The sequence below is a fragment of the Rhodococcus sp. IEGM 1306 genome (assembly GCF_036541985.1).
GTDB classification, from domain to species: Bacteria; Actinomycetota; Actinomycetes; order Mycobacteriales; family Mycobacteriaceae; genus Rhodococcus_F; species Rhodococcus_F qingshengii.
The window spans coordinates 477,903-500,731 of record NZ_JAZHFF010000004.1; the positions used below are offsets into that span (position 1 = coordinate 477,903).

The window sequence follows — 22,829 nt, forward strand, 5'->3', positions numbered from 1 at the left end:
ATGTGATCGAGTTTGTGCAGTTCAGGCTACTGAGTTGTGGCAGTTGACGATTCGCGGCCAGAGGCTGGGCAAAACAGGTAAGTAGGGTAGTGAGTGTGATTCAGAGAAACAGTTCCCCGCAGTCCGGCGGGCCCGAGCAAGTCGAATCGGGAGCGCCGACAACCGGTAGACCGAAGGGGCTGACAGCGTCTCTGATTGCGGTCGGTGTCTTGCTTCTGGCGGCAGTGGTTGCGCTCGGTGTGTTCGGCGTCCCGTACGTCCGGGCGCTCACCACCGACCGCACTACCGCCGAGATGCGTGACGACGCGCTGGTCGGTGCGCAGCAAGTCGCGATCAACCTCAACAACGCGGATTCGGCGAATCTCGACCAGTCGATCGAGAACATGCGTTCTTCGGTGACCGGTGACGAGATGACGACGTATCTGCAGACCGTTCAGGATTCCATCACCGACGAGTTGCGTAACTCGGGCTCGAAGGCTGACACCGAAGTCGTTCAGTCCGCGCTCACCGAACTCAACACCGATGACCGGACCGCCACGGCTCTGGTCGTCGTTCGAGTGACCACGACGCAGGGCAATCAGTTCGTCAAGAATCAGCTCGGCATGCGGCTGGGCATGGTCGAGGTCGACGGGGTCTGGAAGGCGCAGTCAGCTGATCCGATCGGATCGCGACTCGATCTCGGCTCCGGCACTCTGCCGGCGGCCGACGGCTCCACGCCTGCACCTGATGCAACGCCTGCCCCTGGTTCGGGGACCGAGGCACCTGCGTCCGGTGCTCCTGCACCGACAACCGAGGGTGGTGATTCCGGTGGCCAGTAGTTCGTCGAATCTGCACACCGACATCCCTCGAAGGAGAAGCGCGTAATGCCACCCAAACGTCGTACCGGCGGACCGTCCTCCCCGCAGAACCGTCGGCCGAAGATCGCCGGAAGCGCTCGTTCACTCAACGTCCCCGCGGGGACGTCCGATTCGGATTCGGTCGAGCCCACGATCGAAAAGCCGGAAGAAGAAACACAGGAGGCTGTGACATCGGAGGCTGCGAAGCCGACGCTCGCGAAGGCAGAATCCGGAGACGCCGAGCCGCCGAAGCCGGAAACCGACGCTCCGGAATCCACCCCGGTCCCCGATCTCACCAAGCCGGTGAAGACAGCCGCAGACGAACCGAAGGTAGCCGCGGGAGAGGCGGAGGGCGTCGCCCCCACTGCCCCGCAGGCCGACGCGGGGGAGTCGCCGGCAACATCCACACAGCCGAAGGGCAGCTGGCGCCTGGTTGCGATCCTGGGGGCCGCGGCGGTGATCGTCGCGATCGTCGCCGGCATCGCCTTCTTCAAAGTCGGCGCGAAGACGGACGACATCGCCTGGGTGGACGAAGGCGCCACGGCCGAGGTTCTTCGCGTGACGCCGTCGGCGTTGGCGGCAGTCTTCACGTTTTCTCCCGACACGTTCGACGCCGATTTCGACAAGGGTGTCCAGGGCCTGAATCAGTCGATGCGTGACCAGCTGACGCAGTACAAGGACACGCAGAAGGCCGGCGTCGAACAAACTCAGACGGCAACGACCGCTGATGTCCCGCTGATCGGGATCACACGACTCGAGAAGGACCGGGCACAGTTGCTCGCCCAACTGAACGTCAGTTCGACGCAGAACGGCGTGGCGGCAGACTCTCGCTCCGGAATGGTCATCGTGAGCCTGGAGAAACAAGACGGAAACTGGCTGATCTCGGAGATTCGCGACCAGTAGCACCTGCGTACCACGACGAGGATCTGGACCGACGCACGATCTCGGTCCAGATTTTTCGTATGTGACGCCGTTGCTGGCTACACTTCCGGTGGCAGTGTTCGAATGCGCGTCACGAATGTTCGAATGCCGCGACACGCGCTCTCGCCCTTGACGGAGCGGTCCGCAAGGTCCACTCTGATCGGTGAACATGCACGGACGAGTGATCGGCAGTCTCACGTCAGTTTCTGAATTCGACCCTCAGTTACACCCGACTCGACATTTCCAGAGTAAGGGTGTACTTTTGGACGTTGCGCTGGCTGCCTCCTGTCCACCCCTCGTCTCAACCGCTGCGAAGTCAAGTACTTCTTGCTTTCTGCGACGGGTTTCGTTCGGGTTGTAACCAGCGAAATTCGAAGCAGATACAGCGGCGGTCGCAACAGCACGGAGCGGCCCGCGTGAGGTGCTGGAAGGACGCATCTTGGCAGTCTCTAGCCAGACCAAGGCAGTTTCCGGAATCCCCGGAGCCCCGAAGAGGGTTTCGTTCGCGAAAGTTCGCGAACCCCTCGAAGTTCCCGGGCTTCTTGACGTACAGACAGATTCGTTCGAGTGGCTGATCGGCGCGCAGAGTTGGCGCGAACGAGCAGCGGCACTCGGCGACAATGCAGTGTCCGGTGGTCTCGAGGACATCCTCGCGGAGCTTTCTCCGATCGAGGATTTCAACGGCACCATGTCGCTGTCCTTCTCCGACCCTCGATTCGACGAGGTCAAGGCCTCGACGGACGAGTGCAAAGACAAGGACATGACCTACGCGGCGCCGTTGTTCGTCACCGCGGAGTTCATCAACAACAACACTGGTGAGATCAAGAGCCAGACGGTCTTCATGGGAGATTTCCCGATGATGACCGACAAGGGCACCTTCATCATCAACGGCACCGAGCGCGTGGTCGTCTCGCAGCTCGTGCGTTCCCCCGGTGTGTACTTCGACATGAGCGTCGACAAGAGCACCGAGAAGGATCTGCACAGCGTCAAGGTGATCCCGGGTCGCGGCGCATGGCTCGAGTTCGACGTCGACAAGCGCGACACCGTTGGTGTCCGTATCGACCGCAAGCGTCGTCAGCCTGTCACCGTCCTGCTCAAGGCACTCGGCTGGACCACCGAGCAGATCACGGAGCGCTTCGGCTTCTCCGAGATCCTCATGGCCACGCTGGAGAAGGACAACACCGCCGGCACCGATGAGGCGTTGCTCGACATCTACCGCAAGCTGCGTCCGGGCGAGCCCCCCACCAAGGAGAGCGCGCAGACCCTGCTGGAGAACCTGTTCTTCAAGGACAAGCGCTACGACCTCGCTCGCGTGGGTCGTTACAAGATCAACAAGAAGCTCGGCCTGAACGCGGGTCAGCCGATCGTTGCATCCACTCTCACCGAAGAAGACATCGTCGCCACCGTCGAGTACCTCGTGCGTCTGCACGCAGGTGACACCTCGATGACGGCTCCGGGCGGCGTCGAGGTTCCCGTCGAGGTCGACGACATCGACCACTTCGGCAACCGTCGTCTGCGTACGGTCGGCGAGCTCATCCAGAACCAGATCCGCGTGGGCTTGTCCCGCATGGAGCGTGTGGTTCGTGAGCGCATGACCACGCAGGACGTCGAGGCAATCACGCCTCAGACGCTGATCAACATCCGTCCCGTCGTCGCTGCGATCAGGGAGTTCTTCGGAACCTCCCAGCTGTCGCAGTTCATGGACCAGAACAACCCGCTGTCGGGGCTGACGCACAAGCGTCGTCTGTCCGCCCTCGGCCCGGGTGGTCTGTCCCGTGAGCGCGCCGGCCTCGAGGTTCGCGACGTTCACCCGTCGCACTACGGCCGCATGTGCCCGATCGAGACCCCGGAAGGCCCGAACATCGGCCTGATCGGTTCGCTGTCGGTCTACGCCCGCGTCAACCCGTTCGGTTTCATCGAGACCCCGTACCGTCGCGTCGTCGACGGACAGGTGACCGACGAGGTCGACTACCTGACCGCTGACGAAGAAGACCGCCACGTGGTCGCGCAGGCCAACTCGGCCATCGACCGCGAGGGTCGCTTCACCGACTCGAAGATTCTCGTCCGTCGTAAGGGTGGCGAGGTCGAGTTCGTCGCGTCCTCCGACATCGACTACATGGACGTTTCGCCGCGTCAGATGGTGTCCGTCGCAACCGCGATGATTCCGTTCCTCGAGCACGACGATGCAAACCGTGCCCTGATGGGCGCGAACATGCAGCGTCAGGCTGTCCCGCTGGTTCGCAGCGAGGCACCTCTCGTCGGAACCGGCATGGAGCTGCGTGCAGCTGTGGATGCCGGCGACGTCATCATCACCGAGAAGACAGGTGTCGTGGAGGAGATCTCCGCGGACTACGTCACGGTGATGGCTGACGACGGAAGCCGCAAGACGTACCGGATGCGCAAGTTCGCGCGTTCCAACCAGGGCACGTGCGCCAACCAGCGTCCGATCGTGGACGAGGGACAGCGTGTCGAGGCCGGCCAGGTTCTGGCCGACGGCCCTTGCACCGAGAACGGTGAGATGGCGCTGGGCAAGAACTTGCTCGTCGCGATCATGCCGTGGGAAGGCCACAACTACGAGGACGCGATCATTCTGTCGCAGCGTCTCGTGGAAGAGGACGTCCTGACCTCGATTCACATCGAGGAGCACGAGATCGATGCCCGCGACACCAAGCTCGGTGCCGAGGAAATCACTCGCGACATCCCGAACGTCTCCGACGAGGTCCTCGCCGACCTCGACGAGCGCGGCATCATCCGTATCGGTGCCGAGGTTCGTGACGGTGACGTGCTGGTCGGAAAGGTCACGCCGAAGGGCGAGACCGAGCTGACCCCCGAAGAGCGCCTCCTTCGCGCCATCTTCGGTGAGAAGGCTCGCGAGGTTCGTGACACGTCCCTCAAGGTTCCTCACGGTGAGACCGGCAAGGTCATCGGAATCCGCGTGTTCTCGCGTGACGAAGACGACGATCTGCCTCCCGGTGTCAACGAGTTGGTCCGCGTCTACGTGGCACAGAAGCGCAAGATCCAGGACGGCGACAAGCTCGCCGGCCGCCACGGCAACAAGGGCGTCATCGGCAAGATCCTGCCGCAGGAAGACATGCCGTTCCTCTCGGACGGCACGCCTGTCGACATCATCTTGAACACGCACGGCGTCCCGCGTCGTATGAACATCGGTCAGGTCTTGGAGACCCACCTCGGGTGGATCGGCAAGACCGGCTGGAACGTTCAGATCGCGTCCGACGGCTCTCGTCCCGACTGGGCTGCGACCCTGCCGGAAGAGATGCTGTCCGCTCCGGCCGACTCGAACATCGCCACCCCGGTGTTCGACGGTGCGAAGGAAGACGAGCTCACCGGTCTCCTCGGCGCGACGCTGCCGAACCGTGACGGCGAGCAGATGGTCGGACCCGACGGAAAGGCCACCTTGTTCGACGGCCGCTCCGGCGAGCCGTTCCCGTACCCGGTCTCGGTCGGTTACATGTACATCATCAAGCTGCACCACTTGGTCGACGACAAGATCCACGCTCGTTCGACCGGTCCGTACTCGATGATCACGCAGCAGCCTCTCGGTGGTAAGGCCCAGTTCGGTGGCCAGCGCTTCGGTGAGATGGAGTGCTGGGCGATGCAGGCCTACGGCGCGGCTTACACGCTGCAGGAACTGCTGACCATCAAGTCTGACGACGTGGTCGGTCGAGTCAAGGTGTACGAAGCCATCGTCAAGGGCGAGAACATCCCCGAACCCGGCATCCCCGAGTCGTTCAAGGTGCTCCTCAAGGAGCTCCAGTCGCTCTGCCTCAACGTGGAGGTGCTGTCCTCGGACGGCGCGGCCATCACGATGGCGGACGGCGACGACGAGGACTTGGAGCGGGCCGCAGCGAACCTGGGCATCAACCTGTCCAGGAACGAAGCTGCGACGGTCGACGACCTCGCGAACTAGGTTTCGGTCCCCGGGTTGCTCTTGAAAGAGCGGCCCGGGGGCGTAGTTCACATTTGAATTGGCAGTCAGGTTGCCGGGTGACCGGCAACCGTAACCCCAACGGGGAAAGGAAGTTACGTGCTCGACGTCAACTTCTTCGATGAACTCCGCATTGGCTTGGCCAGTGCAGAGGACATCCGCAATTGGTCCTACGGCGAGGTCAAGAAGCCGGAGACCATCAACTACCGCACGCTCAAGCCCGAGAAGGACGGCCTCTTCTGCGAGAAGATCTTCGGCCCCACCCGGGACTGGGAGTGCTACTGCGGTAAGTACAAGCGTGTCCGCTTCAAGGGCATCATCTGTGAGCGCTGTGGCGTCGAGGTCACTCGCGCCAAGGTTCGTCGTGAGCGCATGGGTCACATCGAACTGGCCGCACCGGTCACGCACATCTGGTACTTCAAGGGTGTTCCGAGCCGTCTCGGTTACCTGCTCGACCTGGCTCCGAAGGATCTCGAAAAGATCATCTACTTCGCTGCCTACGTCATCGTCGGCGTCGACGAGGAGCTCCGTCACAACGAGCTGTCCACCCTCGAAGCCGAGATGCAGGTCGAGAAGAAGACCGTCGCAGATCAGCGTGACGCCGATCTCGAGGCACGTGCGCAGAAGCTCGAAGCCGACATCGCCGAGCTGGAGGCAGAGGGCGCGAAGTCCGATGTCCGCCGCAAGGTCAAGGACGGCGGCGAGCGCGAAATGCGTCAGCTCCGTGACCGCGCGCAGCGTGAGCTGGATCGTCTCGACGAGATCTGGACCACCTTCACCAAGCTGAGCGTCAAGCAGCTCATCATCGACGAGCTCCTGTACCGCGAGCTGGTCGACCGTTACGGCGAGTACTTCACGGGTGCGATGGGCGCAGAGTCCATCCAGATCCTGATGCAGAACTTCGACCTCGACGCCGAGGCAGAGTCTCTCCGCGAGACCATCCGCAGCGGCAAGGGCCAGAAGAAGCTGCGTGCACTCAAGCGCCTCAAGGTGGTTGCGGCTTTCCAAACCAACGGCAACTCGCCGATGGGCATGGTCCTCAACGCTGTTCCGGTGATCCCGCCGGAGCTTCGCCCGATGGTTCAGCTCGACGGTGGACGTTTCGCGACGTCCGACCTCAACGACCTGTACCGCCGCGTCATCAACCGCAACAACCGCCTCAAGCGACTGATCGACCTCGGTGCTCCCGAGATCATCGTCAACAACGAGAAGCGGATGCTGCAGGAGTCCGTCGACGCCCTGTTCGACAACGGCCGTCGTGGACGTCCGGTCACCGGACCGGGTAACCGCCCGCTGAAGTCCCTGAGCGATCTGCTCAAGGGCAAGCAGGGTCGTTTCCGTCAGAACCTGCTCGGTAAGCGCGTCGACTACTCGGGTCGTTCCGTGATCGTCGTCGGTCCTCAGCTCAAGCTGCACCAGTGTGGTCTGCCCAAGCTGATGGCTCTCGAGCTGTTCAAGCCGTTCGTGATGAAGCGTCTGGTCGATCTCAACCACGCGCAGAACATCAAGTCGGCAAAGCGCATGGTCGAGCGCAAGCGCGTCCAGGTGTGGGACGTCCTCGAAGAGGTCATCGCCGAGCACCCCGTGCTGCTCAACCGTGCACCTACGCTGCACCGTCTGGGTATCCAGGCATTCGAGCCGCAGCTCGTCGAGGGCAAGGCCATTCAGCTCCACCCGCTGGTGTGTGAGGCCTTCAACGCCGACTTCGACGGTGACCAGATGGCTGTTCACCTCCCGCTGTCGGCAGAGGCTCAGGCCGAGGCACGCATCTTGATGCTGTCCTCGAACAACATCCTCTCGCCTGCTTCGGGTCGCCCGCTCGCCATGCCGCGTCTGGACATGGTCACGGGTCTGTTCCACCTGACCCGTCTCGACGAGGGTGTCACCGGTGAGCTCGTTGCTCCGACCAACGACGAGGCAGAGCAGGGCGTGTACTCCTCGCCCGCCGAGGCTCAGATGGCAGTCGACCGCGGCGCGCTCTCGGTTCAGGCTCAGATCAAGGTGCGTCTGACGCAGCAGCGTCCGCCGCGCGACCTCGAGAACGAACTGTTCCCCGAGGGCTGGAACTACGGTGACGGCTGGACCGCCACCACGACACTCGGCCGTGTGCTCTTCAACGAGCTGCTTCCGGCGGACTACCCGTTCGTCAACGAGCAGATGCCGAAGAAGCGCCAGGCGACGATCATCAACGATCTCGCCGAGCGGTACCCGATGATCGTGGTTGCTCAGACCGTCGACAAGCTCAAGGACGTCGGGTTCTACTGGGCCACCCGTTCGGGTGTCACGGTCTCGATTTCCGACGTGCTCGTGCCGCCGGAGAAGCCTGCCATCATCGAGGACTTCGAGGCTCAGGCCGACAAGATCGAGAAGCAGTACCAGCGTGGTGCTCTGGACAAGAAGGAGCGCAACAGCGCTCTGGTCACCATTTGGCAGGAAGCGACCGACAAGGTCGGCAAGGCCATGGAGGCTCACTTCCCCGACAGCAACCCGATCCCGATGATCGTGAAGTCCGGCGCAGCCGGCAACATGACTCAGGTTCGCTCGCTCGCCGGTATGAAGGGTCTGGTGACAAACCCGAAGGGTGAGTTCATCCCGCGTCCGATCAAGTCTTCCTTCAAGGAAGGCCTGACCGTTCTCGAGTACTTCATCAACACGCACGGTGCTCGCAAGGGTCTGGCCGATACCGCACTCCGCACCGCCGACTCGGGTTACCTGACCCGTCGTCTGGTGGACGTTTCGCAGGACGTCATCGTCCGCGAGGTCGACTGTGGAACAGAGCGCGGCATCGTCACCACGATCGCCGAGAAGCAGGCCGACGGCACGATGATCCGCGATGCTCACGTGGAGACCAGCACGTACGCCCGTACCTTGGCGGCCGATGCAGTCGACGCGAACGGCACCGTCATCGTCGAGCGTGGCCACGATCTCGGTGATCCCGCGATCGATGCTCTGCTCGAAGCCGGCATCACGACGGTCAAGGTCCGCTCGGTCCTGACCTGCACCACCGGCACCGGCGTTTGCGCCACTTGCTACGGCCGCTCGATGGCCACCGGCAAGCTGGTCGACATCGGTGAGGCTGTCGGTATCGTCGCCGCTCAGTCGATCGGTGAGCCCGGTACCCAGCTGACCATGCGTACCTTCCACCAGGGTGGTGTCGCAGGAGATGACATCACCGGCGGTCTGCCGCGTGTCCAGGAGCTGTTCGAGGCACGTGTGCCCAAGGGCAAGGCTCCTATCGCGGACGTCACCGGTCGGGTACAGCTCGAAGACGGCGATCGTTTCTACAAGATCACCATCGTTCCGGACGACGGCGGCGAAGAGGTTGTCTACGACAAGCTCAGCAAGCGTCAGCGTCTGCGCGTCTTCAAGCACGCCGACGGTCGCGAAAGCCTCTTGGCTGACGGTGACCACGTCGAGGTCGGACAGCAGCTCATGGAAGGTGCTGCCGATCCCCACGAGGTCCTGCGAGTCATGGGTCCGCGTCAGGTTCAGATCCACTTGGTCAACGAGGTCCAGGAGGTGTACCGGAGCCAGGGTGTGTCGATCCACGACAAGCACATCGAGGTCATCGTGCGCCAGATGCTTCGTCGCGTGACGATCATCGATTCCGGTGCCACCGAGTTCCTGCCCGGTTCGCTCACCGAGCGCGCCGAGTTCGAGTCGGCAAACCGCCGCGTTGTCGCCGAGGGTGGCGAGCCCGCAGCCGGCCGTCCGGTGCTCATGGGTATCACGAAGGCGTCGCTCGCGACGGATTCGTGGCTGTCCGCGGCATCGTTCCAGGAGACCACTCGTGTCTTGACCGACGCGGCTATCAACTGCCGTTCGGACAAGCTGATCGGTCTGAAGGAAAATGTCATCATCGGCAAGCTGATCCCTGCCGGTACCGGTATCAACCGTTACCGCAACATCCAGGTTCAGCCCACCGAAGAGGCACGCGCCGCTGCTTACGCAGTGCCGTCGTACGACGACCAGTACTACAGCCCGGACGGCTTCGGCCAGAACACCGGTGCTGCAGTTCCGCTGGACGACTACGGCTTCAGCAACGACTACCGCTAGCGGTTAGTTCGTAGAAGATCCCCCCACCTCGAAAGAGGCGGGGGGATTTTTCATGGCAGGAGTCGTTCGTGTTCAGGAGTTACTGCCGCTGAGGTCCGGGATGACGATCTCCTGGACAGCCCACTTGTTGCCGTCGGGGTCGGCGAAGTAGATGAACCGTCCCCAGGCCTGGTCGTCGATCGGGCTGATGTCGATGCCGCGGCTCTTGAACTCGCGCTCGGCCTCTTCGATGTCTTTGACCACGACCTGCATGCCGACGACGGAACCGGGCTCGGCGTCGGTGATTCCCTTGCCGATGCAGATCGAGCAGGCGGAGCCGGGTGGGGTCAGCTGGACGAATCGCAGGTCCTCGCTGACCGTGTGATCGTGGTCGGCATTGAAGCCGAGGCGGACGTAGAAGTCCTTGGCGCGGTCGATGTCGGTGACGGGAATGGCGACCAGTTCGAGCTTGATGTCCATGACGTGCCCTTCATGTGATGGTGAATTCCGGCGACAGGTCCAGTGTTGCGGGTATTGCGGTCAGAAACGGTCCTCGATTGCGGCTCGGATGAAACTTTCCGAATTCCTTGTTGCTCCGAGAGTGCTTCTCTCACTGCTCGACCGATCCCGAACCAGGAGCGGATACCCCGACTCCGCAGCTCTGACGCATTCCGTCGAACGCGCCGCGCACGCCGACGCGCTCGGCTACCACCGGTTCTGGGTGGCCGAGCATCACGCAGTGCCCGGGATCGGGAGCGGGTCGCCGGCAGTACTGCTCGCCGCGATCGGCGCGCAGACGCGCGAGATCAGACTCGGGAGCGGTGGGGTCATGCTGCCGAATCACCAACCACTGATCGTCGCCGAGCAGTTCTTGATGCTGGAGGCTCTGTACCCGGGGCGAATCGATCTCGGCCTCGGTCGATCGCTGGGATTCACGGAGCCTGTTCGTCAGGCATTACGACGCAGCAAGGACGCTCCGGACACGTTTGCGTCGGATCTGGAAGAGGTGAGGCGCTACCTTGACGGATCCGCGGCTGTGACGGCACGGCCGGCGTCGGAGACCGGGGTGCCGATCTTCGTGCTCGCGACGCGCACGGGCCTGGAAGTGGCAGCGCAACTGGGGCTTCCGGTGGTCGTGGGTGGGCCGATACTCGGAATCGGGGGTACCGGCCGGGTGGATGCACTGGACGAGTACCGCCGGGCTTTCCGGGCCACCGACGCTCATCCCGAACCCTATGTGGTGGTCTCTCTCGAGGTGGCGGTTGCCGATACCACCGACGCGGCGCGTGAGTTGCTGATCCCGGAGGCATACGCACTCGCAGAATCGTCACGGACAGGGGAGTTTCCGCCGCTGGTGTCACCGGACGAGATCAGGCACGCCCCGCGCAGTGACCGAAACACCAGGCGGATCGAGTCGTTCATGGCGTCGGCGCTCCACGGGACGCCCGTCGAGGTGAAGCAGCAACTTCACTACCTGGCCGAGCGGACCGGTGCCGACGAAGTGTTGGCGTCGACGTCGACGTACGACCGTGACGCGCTCGCACTTTCGGACCGCCTGCTACGTGAGGTGCTCTAGCGGTGTGGTTGATCTAACGAGGCACGTGAAACTCGAGCAGCGTCGCGACGGAGTCGTCGAGGTCGGTCCACGGCACCGGTACGGAGAGGACGGCGATCGCCGAAGTCGGGAACTTGTCGCGGATACGTTGGGCCGCTTCGGAGTTTTCGTTCGATGCGAGATCGAGTGCAGTCCAGGGAATTCCGGGTTCGTGTCCGACGATCAGGAGCGTCTTGACGTGGTCGGACGTGGTTCGCGCAGCTGCAATGACGTCTGCGGGTGAGCCGCCGTAGATGGACTTCTCGAATCCGGCGGGAGCTTCGATTCCCGTCGAGGCAAGAGTTTCGACGGTCCGCCGGGAGGTGGAGCACAGGACGGCGTCGACGGGCGGGACGTTTTCGCGGATCCATTCGCCGCCGATGCGGGCCTCGCGCAGGCCCCGTTCGGCGAGCGGACGCTCGTGATCACGGATGCCCTCGGGGTAGCTGGACTTGCCGTGTCGCATGAGGACGAGGGTGCGGTGGTCGGCCATGCGTTCACGGTATCCGCTTTATGCCCGCCAGTCCGGTTACTCTGGATGGTCAGGACCTTGAAGGAGGTTTTCGATGGCCGGTAAGAAGCTCGATCGAACTAATGCCCGAACTGCACTCGAGGTTGTACGCGAAAGCCCCACCATCGCTTTCATCACCGTTGCCCCGGCAGTGGTCGTGTTCGGCGTGGTGTGGTGGCTCTTCGGTTTCTGGGCCGCGATTCTTCTCGCGTTGGTGTTCGGTGTCGCGGCTGTCGCGACCCAGAAACTGCGTTAGAGGGCGCTCACCTGCGCAACTGCGCGGAGCGCTTCGCCGACCAGGAACCAGACCGTGACGGTCTTGTCGTCGACGCGGCTGCGCAGGACGACGTCGTCGCTGGAGACGATGGGGGAGAGGTACTCGATCAGTGCTCGATGCGGAACCGTACGCAGTTCGGTGCGAGCGCTGAGGACCTCTTCGACCGCCTGCCAGTAGACGGCGTTGTTGACGTGGTCGAACGGGTCGATGTCGGTGGCGCGCAGAGCGAACGGCGTGTCGAGAACACCGGCGTCGTCCGCCTCCGGTGCGTTCTCGGCGAGGACACGCTTCCACTTCAGACGATGCTCGTCGGTGGATTCTTCCAACGGCCGCATGAAGTCGTCGCTCATCCGGGTGGGCATGCCTGACTCGGCGCTGATGTTGATCCAGAAACCTTCGGTCTCCATCAGGGCGCCGTTGCTGCCGTCGAAGCGCACGCGCATGTTCGCCCACCTCGTGGAGAAGCCGGAGCACCAGCGAGTCATCGTCAACTCTTCCGGCCAGATCGCCGGGCGTACGACATCGACGACCGTACGACGCACGATCCAGAGCGGATGGGTGTCGATGGCGCCGGCGGCCTCGATGTTGTCGTTGCCGATGTCCTGCAGGTAGCGGGCGACGGCGTCGAGCCTGACCTGCTTGGCGACGTCGATGTCGCCGGTGCGGACCGGGCGGGACTTGACGAAGATCGGTCCTCTGTCGGGCTGCTGCGCGAGCGTGAGATCTGGGTTCACGTGAGATTCCTGTTCGCTGGAGTGAGCCGATTCTGTCAGGCTTTTCAGCGAGTGGCGATTATCTGCTTTCCGCAGCCGGAACCGTCGACCATTCGTGCCACGGCGACGGCGGTGTCGGCAAGGGGATGAACGGAGTCGATCACCGGGGTGATGTCTCCGGCGTCGATCATCTGCGTCAGGACCTCCAGATCTTCGGCGTTCTCCGAAGCGATGAGGGTGCCCATTTTCTGAGATATGAACGGAGACAAGCAGTGTGCGCGGATCTGGCGATCGATTCCGCCGAGCCACCGTCCGCCGTTCTCGCCGCCGACGATTACCAGCGTTCCAGTGCGTGTGAGCGCTGGTCGTAGGTCTCGCAGTCGGCGGTTGCCGCCGGTGTCGATGATGACGTCGTATCGATGTGATCCGTCGGTGGCGTCGTCGACGCGGTAGTCGAGAACCTCGTCGACTCCGAGGGAGCGGACGGTGTCGGTTTTCGAGGTGCTGCATACGCCGGTGACGTGAGCGCCCATGGCTTGTGCCACCTGCACCGCGTAGATCCCGACGCCACCGGATGCGCCGAGTACGAGGACGGATTGCCCCGCCTGCACGCGGCCGTGGTCGCGTACGGCTTGCAGCGCTGTGAGGGCGGAGACCGGCACCGCTGCTGCTTGTGCGAACGACAACCGGGCAGGTTTTGCGGCAATCTTGGTTTCGAGTGCGCGTGCGTACTCCGCAAACGAACCGACCGCGATCCCGTACACCTCCTGGCCGACTGCCACGCGGGTAACCGAGCTGCCGACGGCCTCGACGCGGCCGGCCACGTCCAGCCCGCGGACCCGATTTTTGGGTGCGCGCAGTCCGAAACCGGCTAGGCGCAACGGATATGGCAGTCCGGCCATGAGATGCCATGCTCCGCGGTCGACGGACGCGGCCTCGACGCGTATCAGCACTTCGTTGTCGGCGACAGCGGGCCGCGGAATGCGGTCGACGTAGAGAACGTCGGCCTCGCCGTAGCGATCCTGTACGACGGCTGTCATCAGTTCCTTCGCCATGCGAGTCTCCGTTCGTCGAATACTTACACCGTAAGTATTGCACTTACGGTGTAAGTTCTGTCAACGTGGACAAGCGCGCAAGATTGACCCGAGACGACGTTGTACGCGCTGCTGTCGCGCTTGCCGATTCCGTCGGAATCGATTCGATGACCATGCGCAAGCTGGGGACCGAACTGGGCGTCGAGGCGATGTCTCTGTACAACCATGTTTCCGACAAGGGGGATCTGCTCGACGGAATGGTCGATGCGGTCTTCGCGGAGATCGATCTGCCGACGCCGGGACACCCGTGGCGCGCGGAACTCCACGCGCGAGCGGTATCGACGCGGGAAGTGTTGGGGAGACACCCGTGGGCAACTCCGTTGATGGAGTCCCGAACGACGCCTGGTCCCGCGACCCTGCGCCACCACGACGCCGTCATCGGAACGCTACGCGCCGCCGAATTTCCGGTTGCCCTTGCTGCGCACGCCTTTTCGATCATGGATGCGTACATCTACGGCTTTGTGCTCCAAGAGGTGAGTCTGCCGTTCGAAACCGCGCAGGAAACGACGGAACTGGCGAACGCGATCATGGGGTCGTTCGAGAGCGGTCAGTATCCGCACCTGGCCGAGTTGACCACCGAGCATGTCCTGGCGCCCGGATACAGCTATGCCGCCGAATTCGCTTTCGGTCTGGATCTGATTCTCGACGGTCTCGAGCGTCTGCATATCGGGAGTGAACGATGATCTGACGTGTGTACCGGGTTAAAGTCGAGAAACCGGGTTACCGGTCCAGACTTCAGATGTCCCGAAGAGGAGCTTTCTGTGCGCGCCATGGTGGTTACGGAACTGTCCGGTCCCGAAGGAATTGTCGCGCAGGAGGTCCCCGAGCCCGCCGCCGAAGGTCTCGTGCTCATCGATGTGAAGGCCAGCGGTGTCTGCTTTCCGGATCTGCTGATCACCTACGGCAAGTACCAGATCCGCCCGGAACCGCCGTTCATTCCCGGAGCGGAGATCTCGGGCGTCGTGGTCTCCGCGCCGGAGGGATCGGGTTTCGCTCCGGGTGATCGTGTTCTCGCGGCCGCGTATCTGGGTGGGTATGCAGAGCGGATTGCCGTCAACCCGGCGCAGGTGCTTCGAATTCCGGACGGACTCGCTTTCGGCGAGGCGGCGTCGCTGATCATCAATTATCAGACGATGGAGTTCGCGCTCGCTCGTCGCGCGAAGATCGTCGCGGGGGAGACAGTCGTTGTACTCGGCGCTGCGGGCGGTGTCGGAACGGCAACCATCCAGCTGGCCAAGGCGCACGGCGCCCGGGTGATTGCCGTAGTACGCCGCGAGGGCGTCGAGGACTTCCTTCGTGAGCTCGGCGCCGACGAGGTAGTCCCGCTTGCTCCGGGATGGGGCGAGCGTATTCGGGAACTGACCGACGGCGTCGGCGCGCAGATCGTCGTGGATCCGGTGGGCGGCGACGCGTTCGACGACGCGGTGCGTGTTCTGGCGCCGGAGGGCCGTCTTGTGGTGATCGGTTTTGCCGGTGGCGGCATCCCGGAGGTCAAGGTGAACCGGGTGCTGTTCCGCAACATCAGCATTGTCGGAGCCGCGTGGGGCGAGTTCACACGCACCAATCCCGAAGCGGTGGCCGAGGTCCACGCATCGCTGGTAGAACACGTCCGAAACGGCTTGCGACCCCTGGTCAAGGCACGGTATCCCCTTGCTGATGCAGCAGTTGCCCTGGCTGATCTCGAAAGCGGCAAAGTTCTCGGAAAGGCCATCTTGCTGCAGGAATGATTCTTCGCAACGTGATGGTGGTCACCAAATAATAAGTTGCAACATGTTTTCATTTGGGCAATAGTTGCAACCGCACTACCATTTGCCAGGTGATCGCTTCCGATTCTGATGACCTGTATGGAGCACTCGACGAGTTGTTCACTCGCCTGATGAGCGCCGGTGATTCGGAGTCGATCGATGCGTTGATCGAGCTGGATCTCTCGTTCTCTCAGGTGCGTGTGCTGTTCGTGCTTGCGCAACGTGATGCGGCGATCCCGATCAACGAGGTTGCCGACGAGCTTCGGCTCTCGGTGGCAGCGACGGGGCGGAACATCGATCAGCTCGTGAACATGGGTCTGGTCGATCGCCGTGAAGACGAGCGGGACCGACGCGTCAAGCGGGTTTCCTTGTCGGAGGCCGGTCGTAAGGTGACGACCAACCACATCGAGTGCAAGCGCGGCCAGCTTCGTGAATTCGCGTCGCGTGTTCCTGAGCCAGAGCGGATTCGTTTGTTCGAGGCTCTCAAGCCCATTCTCGCGGGTGACTATCTGCGAGCACTTAACCAGGAGACTTCGCGATGACATCGCCGAACGCGCCGGCACCGGCGTCCGACAAACTTGACGGGGCGGTCCTCAAGATCGCTTCCGTGGTGGTGCTCGGCGCCATCATGTCGATTCTCGACGTAACCGTGGTGAGCGTCGCGCTCACCACTTTTGCCGAGGACTTCGAAACTTCGTACGCCACCGTCGCGTGGACGATGACGGCGTACACCCTCGCTTTGGCGACGGTCATTCCGGTTACCGGCTGGGCTGCCGACCGTTTCGGTACCAAGCGCCTGTACATGACTGCCCTGGTGCTGTTCGTGCTCGGTTCGGTCGCCTGTGCGATGGCGTGGGACATCACCTCGCTCATCGGCTTCCGTGTGCTTCAGGGCCTCGGCGGCGGCATGTTGATGCCGCTCGGTATGACGATCATGACCCGGGCTGCCGGTCCGGACCGCGTCGGTCGCGTCATGGCAGTTCTCGGTATCCCGATGCTGCTCGGCCCCATCGGTGGCCCGATCCTCGGTGGTTGGCTGATCGAGGCTGCGAGCTGGCACTGGATCTTCCTCATCAACCTGCCGATCGGCATCATCGCGTTGGCAGCGGCATTCATCATCTTGCCGTCGGACAAGGCGAAGCCTTCGGAGTCCTTCGACTTCCTCGGCATGATCCTGCTGTCGCCCGGCCTCGCGCTGTTCTTGTTCGGTGTGTCGTCCATTCCCGAGGTGGGAACCGTTGCGTCGGCTCGGGTTCTGGTGTCGGCCGGTATCGGTCTGGCGCTGATCATCGCCTTCGTGTTCCACGCGCTCAACAAGGATCACCCGCTGATCGACCTGCACCTGTTCAAGAACCGTCAGTTGACCACCGCCGTCATCACGACGTCGCTGTTCATCGTCGCGTTCATGGGAGCCGGGTTGCTGTTCCCGAGCTACTTCATTCAGGTCGGCGGTCACACCACGCTCGCTGCCGGGTTGCTCATGGCTCCGCAGGGTCTGGGCGCCATGGTGACCATGCCCATCGCTGGTCGACTGGTCGACAAGATCGGCCCGGGCAAGATCGTCCTGACCGGTTTGCCGTTGATTCTCATCGGCTTGGGTGTGTTCACGCAGGTCGCTTCCGACTCGCCGACGTGGCTGTTGATGGGCGCGCTGTTCGTCATGGGCCTCGGTATGGGTTGCACCATGATGCCGCTGATGACCGCAGCTATCGTGACGCTTTCCAACGAGCAGATCGCTCGCGGCTCCACCCTGATGAACATCGTTCAGCAGACCGCAGGTTCGATCGGTACCGCCGTGATGTCGGTGGTCCTGACCAACCAGCTTCTCGATCGTGGACTCGATACGACGATGGTCGGAGCGGCGTCGCACATTCCGACCGAACCGGGAAGTCCGCAGGAGTCCGCTGCAGATTCGATTCTCAGCGCGGCGTCGGATGCCTTCGGTAACACCTTCCTCGTTGCCACTGTGCTGATCGTCCTGACCCTCATCCCGGCGTTCTTCCTGCCGCGGAGCAAGACCACCAGGCCGGTGGCCGAGGGCGAGACGGCAACGCCGATCGTCATGCACTGACCGCTTTTCGATAGATCGTTCGTCCGGTGAGGGCGGCACACATCTTGTGTGCCGCCCTCACCTTTTTGCTGTGGAATAGAGCTTGATGGTTGAATGTTTGATCAGTTACATGCAAACGCATGGATCTAGTTCGCGGAGGAGCAACCATGCAGTTCGGAATCTTCACGGTCGGTGACGTCACCACTGATCCCACGACGGGGACGACCCCGACAGAGCACGAGCGCATCAAGGCCATGACGACCATCGCCAAGCACGCCGAGGAAGTCGGCCTCGACGTCTTCGCGACCGGCGAGCATCACAACAAGCCGTTCGTGCCGTCATCGCCGACCACGATGCTCGGATACATCGCGGCCCAGACCGAGAAGATCACCCTTTCCACGTCCACGACGCTGATCACCACCAACGACCCGGTGAAGATCGCCGAGGACTACGCGATGCTTCAACACCTCGCCGAGGGGCGCGTCGATCTGATGATGGGACGCGGGAACACCGCGCCGGTCTACCCGTGGTTCGGCAAGGACATTCGCGCCGGCATCCCGTTGGCGCTCGAGAACTATCAACTTCTGCGCCGGCTGTGGGACGAGGAGGTCGTGAACTGGCAGGGGGAGTACCGCACTCCGCTCCAGGGATTCACGTCCACGCCGCGCCCGCTGGACGGCATCGCGCCGTTCGTGTGGCACGGTTCGATCCGTAGCCCCGAGATCGCCGAGATCGCGGCTTATCACGGCGACGGATTCTTCGCCAACAACATCTTCTGGCCGAAAGAGCACTACATCGAGCTGATCAATCTCTACCGCCGGCGTTACGAGCATTACGGCCATGGGTCGGCGGATCAGGCGATCGTCGGACTCGGTGGTCAGGTCTTCATGCGCAAGAACAGTCAGGACGCGGTCAAGGAATTCCGTCCGTATTTCGACAATGCTCCGGTGTACGGACACGGCCCCTCACTCGAAGAGTTCACCGAGCAGACGCCGCTGACCGTCGGTTCCCCTGAGCAGGTCATCGAGAAGACGTTGGCGTTCGCCGATTTCTTCGGTGACTATCAGCGCCAGCTGTTCCTGATGGATCACGCCGGGCTGCCGCTGAAGACCGTGCTCGAGCAGCTCGATCTGCTCGGTGAGGAAGTTGTTCCGGTTCTGCGCCGTGAGTTCGCGGCCAGGCGGCCCGCACATGTGCCGGACAACCCGCCCACTCACGCGTCGATGAAGGCAGCTCGTGAGGCAAGCAGTGTCACTGCCTGACGAGCAACCGCTTGACGTTCCGGTCAGTACCACCGAACTCGCCACCGACGCCTGGGAAGCACTGTTTCGCGCCCAGGTGTCGGTGCTGCGGCGGCTGGCCGCCGATGACGTCTGGGATCAGGTGACGATGCGCGAGTACGACGTGCTGTTCACTCTCAGTCTCGCGCCGCGGAACTGCCTGCGCCTGCATGACCTGAATCGGGAGATTCTGTTGAGCCAACCGTCGCTCAGTCGCTTGGTGGAGCGGCTGGAGGGCGAAGGTCTGGTATCGAGGAGTGTTGATCCGCGCGATCGCCGCGGCACGGTCGTGCAACTCACCGAAGCGGGTGCAGCGCTGCAGAAATCAGTGGGCCGCCGCCATGCAGCGAGCATTCGGCGCCACGTCGGACCAGCGTTGGACGCCGATGAACTCCGGCAACTAGCGGAATTGTGCACGCGTCTGCGTCTCGCGCAGTCATGACTAGAGGCAGGATGGAAGTATGAGCAACCTCGAAGCGCAACCCGTCGAGCAGGAATGCGAAGGCCATCCGGCCGAGAGCGAGATTAAGATTCTCACCCCGCGCGACGTTCCGCTCGGTGGCCCGCGGGCGATGCGAGTGCGTCGCACCCTTCCGCAACGCGAGCGTTCGTTGATCGGGGCATGGTGTTTTGCCGATCATTACGGTCCGGATGACGTCGGCTCAGGACCGGGCATGCATGTGCCGCCGCATCCGCATACCGGATTGCAAACGGTGAGTTGGCTGTTCACCGGAGAGATCGAGCACCGTGACAGCATCGGTTCCCATGCGATGGTGCGGCCGGGTGAACTGAATTTGATGACGGCCGGGAGTGGGATCGCGCACTCCGAGGTGTCGACGCCGAACACCAAGGTTCTGCACGGGATGCAGTTGTGGGTGGCGCTGCCGGATGCGGCGCGCGATACCGCACCCGCGTTCGTTCACTATCGACCGGAGCCGGTGACCACCGATGGTGCCACGCTCAGTGTGTTCCTCGGTTCGCTCGCCGGTGACACGTCTCCGGTGTCTACCTTCACCGAATTACTCGGTGCCGAGGTGATTCTCGATCCTGGGGCCGAGATCGCCCTCGATGTCGATCGTTCACATGAGCACGGCGTGATCGTCGATCGAGGATCGGTTGTTCTGCGTGGTACCACCGTCGGCTGGGCCGAGTTGGGTTACCAAGCACCGGGTTTCGGAAAACTGACTTTGCGTAATCCGGGATCCGAACCGGCTCGACTGCTACTTCTCGGCGGAAAACCGTTGGGCGAGCAGGTCGTCATGTGGTGGAACTTCATGGGCCGTACACATGAAGAGGTCGTCGAGTATCGACGCAAGTGGCAGGCTGAGCTTGCCTCCGGATTCGACGGCAGCGTCCCGGACCAGCGTTTCGGCGTCGTGCCGGGATACGACGGTCCGGCGCTCCCGGCGCCCGAGTTGCCGAACAGTACGTTGCGGCCCCGGGGCTAGTCGCCGGCCTTGCTGCTACCGGCCGCGAGCGTCGTCTCGATCAAGCGTGCTCGATGTCCTGGTGAGCCTTCGCGAGCATGATGTAGCCGGCGCCGTTGGCGGTGATACCGGCCTTTTCACCTTCGGAGAGTTCACGTTTGACCTTGGCGGGCACGCCGGCGACCAGTGATCCAGGCGGGATCTGCATCCCCTGGGACACGACCGCACCGGCGGCGATCAGCGATCCCGAACCGATGTGCGCGCCGTTGAGCACCACGGCGCCCATGCCGACGAGCACGTCGTCTTCGACGGTGCACCCGTGTAGCACCGCGTTGTGGCCGACCGAGATTCGTTCGCCCAGTACCGCGGGGAACGTGGGGTCGGCGTGCACCGTGCAGTTGTCCTGAATGTTGGTGTCCGCGCCGATGGAGATCGATTCGGCGTCGCCGCGCAGGACTGCGCCGTACCAGATACTGGCGCCCGCAGCGATGGTCACCGCGCCGACAACGGTGGCGTTGGGTGCGATGAACGCACTTTCGTCGATCTGCGGGGTGCGTCCGAGAACGGTGGCGATGATCGGGTTGGTCATGGTTCTCCTGTGCGTTGGAATGACGTGCTCTGACGGTACCTGGACTATTTCGGTGTGGGCTTTCGATTCATGACGACTGTGCCGACGCCCGCGGTCACCACCAGCCCGATGGCCACGAGTGTGAACGCGTCGAGCGTCTGCCCGATCACGAGGACTCCGGCCAGTGCGGCCGCAGCGGGTTCGAGGGCGATGAGGACGGCAAAGACCTTCTTGGCCAATGATCGCAACGCCCACATTTCCAAGCTGTACGGGATGACGGACGAGAGGATGGCGACGGCCGCGCCGGCGGCGAGCATCTTCGGCTCCAGCAGTTCACTCCCGCCGGAGACGACGCCGAAGGGAAGCGTCAAAACCGCCGCGACGATGCTTGCGCCCGCCAACCCGTCGGCGCTCGGGAGTGTCGCGGCCAGGTGGGAACCGGCCACGATGTAGCCGGCCCACGCGGCAGCGGCGATCAACGCGAACATCACCCCGATCGGGTCCAAACCGGATTCGCCGTGATCGCCCAATCCCAGCAGCAACACTCCGCCGAAGGCGAGCAGCACCCATGCCCCGTCGGCCCACCGACGAGACAGAACTGCGGCCAGGGTGAGCGGTCCGAGGAACTCGATGGTGACGGCGGTGCCGATGGGCACGGTCTCGAGAGCGAGGTAGAAGGCACCGTTCATCACGGCCAGGGCGATGCCCAGCGCGAAGATGCCCTTGCGCTGTCGGTTCGACCACCGACTCCAACGCGGGCGGACGATGACGCCGAGGATGATCGCGGCGATCGTCAGTCGCAGCGTCGTGGCGCCGGCAGGTCCGATCTGCGAGAACAGTGTCGTCGCGAATGCCGCTCCGAACTGGAGCGACAGTATCGAGGTGAGGACCGCGCCGACCGGCAGTAGCTGACTGCCGGTCTTCATTCTCCAGTGAACTCAGGACTACGACGTTCGAGCATGGCAGCGACGGCTTCGTGGTGATCGCGGGTGTGATGGGCGATCGACTGCATGGCGGCCGAGAGTTCGAGCAGGCTCTCGAGGCTTTGGTGCTGGCCCTCGCGAAGCAGTTTCTTGGTCATCCGGAGTACCTGCGGGGGATTGGCCGCTACCCGCGCTGCCAGGGCATGCGCTGCGGAGAGCAATTCCTCGGGCTCGGTGAGCTGCGAGACCAGCCCCCAGTCGAGTGCCTTCGCAGCATTGATCGGTTCGCCGGTGAACGCCATCTCGGCGGCGCGGGCGTTACCGATCGCGCGGGGGAGCAGCCACGCTCCGCCGTCGCCGGGGATGAGTCCCACCTTGACGAAGCTCTCGGCGAAGACCGCCGCCGTCGAGGCGATGCGGAGGTCACACATGAGCGAGAGATCGCAGCCCGCTCCGATGGCCGGGCCGTTGACGGCTGCGATGGTCGGCACCTCACACGTGTACAGCGCGAGTGGAATGCGCTGGATGCCGTGCCGGTAGCCCTGGCGGATCTCGCCGGGCGCGCCACCGAACATGCCTTCCTTGTCTCGCATGTGTTTGACGTTGCCACCGGAGGAGAAGGCTGACCCGGCTCCCGTGAGGATGACCGCGCGCACACTCTGATCTCGGTTCACCGCGGTGACCGCGTCTTCGAGAGCTTCGATCATGTCGATCTCGGAGATCGCGTTGCGGGTGTCCGTGCGATTGAGGGTCCACGTGACCACATCGCCGGTTCGCGAGATCAGTACGGCGTCGCTCATGGGTTGCTCCTGGTAGTCGATGGCAGTTGAGCTCAGTCTCTCACCACGAGATTTCGCAATAACAATCATTCGTGCTTGATTTTTATGGGAGTGAGTGTGATGCTGGTCG

Annotated in this window: 20 protein-coding genes; 13 read left to right on the forward strand and 7 right to left on the reverse strand. The window is 63.0% G+C overall.

What is annotated here, in order from left to right:
* The first annotated feature begins 89 nt into the window (after positions 1-89).
* From V3587_RS14845 to V3587_RS14860, 4 genes are all read left to right on the forward strand, one after another.
* Complete coding sequence (locus tag V3587_RS14845) at positions 90-818, forward strand: hypothetical protein (protein WP_095970329.1); 729 nt, start codon at positions 90-92, stop codon at positions 816-818.
* A 45-nt stretch (positions 819-863) separates the two neighbouring features.
* Positions 864-1,739: a hypothetical protein gene (locus tag V3587_RS14850; protein ID WP_283376721.1), complete on the forward strand. Its 876-nt coding sequence runs from the start codon at positions 864-866 to the stop codon at positions 1,737-1,739.
* A gap of 439 nt (positions 1,740-2,178) precedes the next feature.
* On the forward strand, positions 2,179-5,685 hold the full coding sequence (gene rpoB / locus V3587_RS14855; protein ID WP_003942068.1) for a DNA-directed RNA polymerase subunit beta: 3,507 nt from the start codon (positions 2,179-2,181) through the stop codon (positions 5,683-5,685).
* A 117-nt stretch (positions 5,686-5,802) separates the two neighbouring features.
* The gene (locus tag V3587_RS14860) at positions 5,803-9,759 is read left to right on the forward strand and encodes a DNA-directed RNA polymerase subunit beta' (protein ID WP_003941914.1); all 3,957 of its coding nucleotides are present in this window, start codon (positions 5,803-5,805) and stop codon (positions 9,757-9,759) included.
* Positions 9,760-9,831: 72 nt separating this feature from the next.
* On the opposite strand, the gene V3587_RS14865 is transcribed toward V3587_RS14860, so the two are convergent.
* Complete coding sequence (locus V3587_RS14865; protein WP_003942070.1) at positions 9,832-10,218, reverse strand: glyoxalase superfamily protein; 387 nt, start codon at positions 10,216-10,218, stop codon at positions 9,832-9,834.
* Positions 10,219-10,306: 88 nt separating this feature from the next.
* On the opposite strand from V3587_RS14865, the gene V3587_RS14870 reads away from it, so the two are divergent.
* Complete coding sequence (locus V3587_RS14870; protein WP_283376720.1) at positions 10,307-11,314, forward strand: LLM class flavin-dependent oxidoreductase; 1,008 nt, start codon at positions 10,307-10,309, stop codon at positions 11,312-11,314.
* Positions 11,315-11,327: 13 nt separating this feature from the next.
* On the opposite strand, the gene V3587_RS14875 is transcribed toward V3587_RS14870, so the two are convergent.
* Positions 11,328-11,825, reverse strand: coding sequence for a SixA phosphatase family protein (locus V3587_RS14875; protein ID WP_124568231.1), 498 nt, complete (start codon positions 11,823-11,825; stop codon positions 11,328-11,330).
* Between the two features lie 73 nt (positions 11,826-11,898).
* Between V3587_RS14875 and V3587_RS14880 the strand changes: the two genes are divergently transcribed.
* Positions 11,899-12,099, forward strand: coding sequence for a hypothetical protein (locus tag V3587_RS14880; RefSeq protein ID WP_003941897.1), 201 nt, complete (start codon positions 11,899-11,901; stop codon positions 12,097-12,099).
* Here the strand turns inward: V3587_RS14880 and V3587_RS14885 are convergent.
* Positions 12,096-12,854: an acyl-[acyl-carrier-protein] thioesterase gene (locus tag V3587_RS14885; protein WP_007728423.1), complete on the reverse strand. Its 759-nt coding sequence runs from the start codon at positions 12,852-12,854 to the stop codon at positions 12,096-12,098. The genes V3587_RS14880 and V3587_RS14885 overlap by 4 nt on opposite strands.
* A 44-nt stretch (positions 12,855-12,898) precedes the next feature.
* Positions 12,899-13,888 carry an NAD(P)-dependent alcohol dehydrogenase gene (locus V3587_RS14890; RefSeq protein WP_283376719.1) on the reverse strand — a complete coding sequence of 330 codons (990 nt, stop codon included), beginning with the start codon at positions 13,886-13,888 and terminating at the stop codon, positions 12,899-12,901.
* A 65-nt stretch (positions 13,889-13,953) separates the two neighbouring features.
* Here V3587_RS14890 and V3587_RS14895 point away from each other — a divergent pair, with 65 nt between their 5' ends.
* The 7 genes from V3587_RS14895 to V3587_RS14925 all read left to right on the forward strand — a co-directional run bounded on the left by V3587_RS14895 (position 13,954) and on the right by V3587_RS14925 (position 20,450).
* A complete protein-coding gene (locus V3587_RS14895; protein WP_283376718.1) occupies positions 13,954-14,610 on the forward strand; it encodes a TetR/AcrR family transcriptional regulator in 657 nt (218 codons plus the stop codon).
* A gap of 78 nt (positions 14,611-14,688) precedes the next feature.
* On the forward strand, positions 14,689-15,654 hold the full coding sequence (locus V3587_RS14900; RefSeq protein WP_283376717.1) for an NADPH:quinone oxidoreductase family protein: 966 nt from the start codon (positions 14,689-14,691) through the stop codon (positions 15,652-15,654).
* 89 nt (positions 15,655-15,743) lie between these two features.
* Positions 15,744-16,214, forward strand: coding sequence for a MarR family winged helix-turn-helix transcriptional regulator (locus V3587_RS14905; RefSeq protein ID WP_003941890.1), 471 nt, complete (start codon positions 15,744-15,746; stop codon positions 16,212-16,214).
* Positions 16,211-17,743: a DHA2 family efflux MFS transporter permease subunit gene (locus V3587_RS14910; RefSeq protein ID WP_050656395.1), complete on the forward strand. Its 1,533-nt coding sequence runs from the start codon at positions 16,211-16,213 to the stop codon at positions 17,741-17,743. Before V3587_RS14905 ends, V3587_RS14910 begins: the two co-directional genes overlap by 4 nt.
* A 146-nt stretch (positions 17,744-17,889) precedes the next feature.
* Positions 17,890-18,984: an LLM class flavin-dependent oxidoreductase gene (locus tag V3587_RS14915; RefSeq protein ID WP_095970472.1), complete on the forward strand. Its 1,095-nt coding sequence runs from the start codon at positions 17,890-17,892 to the stop codon at positions 18,982-18,984.
* Positions 18,971-19,444, forward strand: a complete 474-nt coding sequence (locus tag V3587_RS14920; RefSeq protein WP_124568269.1) for a MarR family winged helix-turn-helix transcriptional regulator — start codon at positions 18,971-18,973, stop codon at positions 19,442-19,444. Before V3587_RS14915 ends, V3587_RS14920 begins: the two co-directional genes overlap by 14 nt.
* A 19-nt stretch (positions 19,445-19,463) precedes the next feature.
* Positions 19,464-20,450, forward strand: coding sequence for a pirin family protein (locus V3587_RS14925; RefSeq protein WP_283376716.1), 987 nt, complete (start codon positions 19,464-19,466; stop codon positions 20,448-20,450).
* Positions 20,451-20,490: 40 nt separating this feature from the next.
* Here the strand turns inward: V3587_RS14925 and V3587_RS14930 are convergent, their stop codons facing one another.
* From V3587_RS14930 to V3587_RS14940, 3 genes are read right to left on the reverse strand one after another with little or no spacing between them, the layout of a single operon-like run.
* Positions 20,491-21,018 carry a gamma carbonic anhydrase family protein gene (locus tag V3587_RS14930; RefSeq protein ID WP_095970321.1) on the reverse strand — a complete coding sequence of 176 codons (528 nt, stop codon included), beginning with the start codon at positions 21,016-21,018 and terminating at the stop codon, positions 20,491-20,493.
* Positions 21,019-21,062: 44 nt separating this feature from the next.
* Positions 21,063-21,923, reverse strand: coding sequence for an EamA family transporter (locus V3587_RS14935; RefSeq protein WP_283376715.1), 861 nt, complete (start codon positions 21,921-21,923; stop codon positions 21,063-21,065).
* Positions 21,920-22,720, reverse strand: a complete 801-nt coding sequence (locus tag V3587_RS14940; RefSeq protein WP_283376714.1) for a crotonase/enoyl-CoA hydratase family protein — start codon at positions 22,718-22,720, stop codon at positions 21,920-21,922. The genes V3587_RS14935 and V3587_RS14940 overlap by 4 nt, the downstream gene beginning before the upstream one ends.
* Positions 22,721-22,829 lie beyond the last annotated feature (109 nt).

What these genes read in the sequence shown, in the direction of transcription:
- V3587_RS14850 (WP_283376721.1), top strand. Translation starts at nt 864, where the DNA reads ATGCCACCCAAACGTCGTACCGGCGGACCGTCCTCCCCGCAGAACCGT.
- V3587_RS14865 (WP_003942070.1), bottom strand. Translation starts at nt 10,218, where the DNA reads ATGGACATCAAGCTCGAACTGGTCGCCATTCCCGTCACCGACATCGAC.
- V3587_RS14870 (WP_283376720.1), top strand. Translation starts at nt 10,307, where the DNA reads ATGAAACTTTCCGAATTCCTTGTTGCTCCGAGAGTGCTTCTCTCACTG.
- V3587_RS14875 (WP_124568231.1), bottom strand. Translation starts at nt 11,825, where the DNA reads ATGGCCGACCACCGCACCCTCGTCCTCATGCGACACGGCAAGTCCAGC.
- V3587_RS14880 (WP_003941897.1), top strand. Translation starts at nt 11,899, where the DNA reads ATGGCCGGTAAGAAGCTCGATCGAACTAATGCCCGAACTGCACTCGAG.
- V3587_RS14890 (WP_283376719.1), bottom strand. Translation starts at nt 13,888, where the DNA reads ATGGCGAAGGAACTGATGACAGCCGTCGTACAGGATCGCTACGGCGAG.
- V3587_RS14910 (WP_050656395.1), top strand. Translation starts at nt 16,211, where the DNA reads ATGACATCGCCGAACGCGCCGGCACCGGCGTCCGACAAACTTGACGGG.
- V3587_RS14915 (WP_095970472.1), top strand. Translation starts at nt 17,890, where the DNA reads ATGCAGTTCGGAATCTTCACGGTCGGTGACGTCACCACTGATCCCACG.
- V3587_RS14925 (WP_283376716.1), top strand. Translation starts at nt 19,464, where the DNA reads ATGAGCAACCTCGAAGCGCAACCCGTCGAGCAGGAATGCGAAGGCCAT.
- V3587_RS14930 (WP_095970321.1), bottom strand. Translation starts at nt 21,018, where the DNA reads ATGACCAACCCGATCATCGCCACCGTTCTCGGACGCACCCCGCAGATC.
- V3587_RS14935 (WP_283376715.1), bottom strand. Translation starts at nt 21,923, where the DNA reads ATGAAGACCGGCAGTCAGCTACTGCCGGTCGGCGCGGTCCTCACCTCG.
- V3587_RS14940 (WP_283376714.1), bottom strand. Translation starts at nt 22,720, where the DNA reads ATGAGCGACGCCGTACTGATCTCGCGAACCGGCGATGTGGTCACGTGG.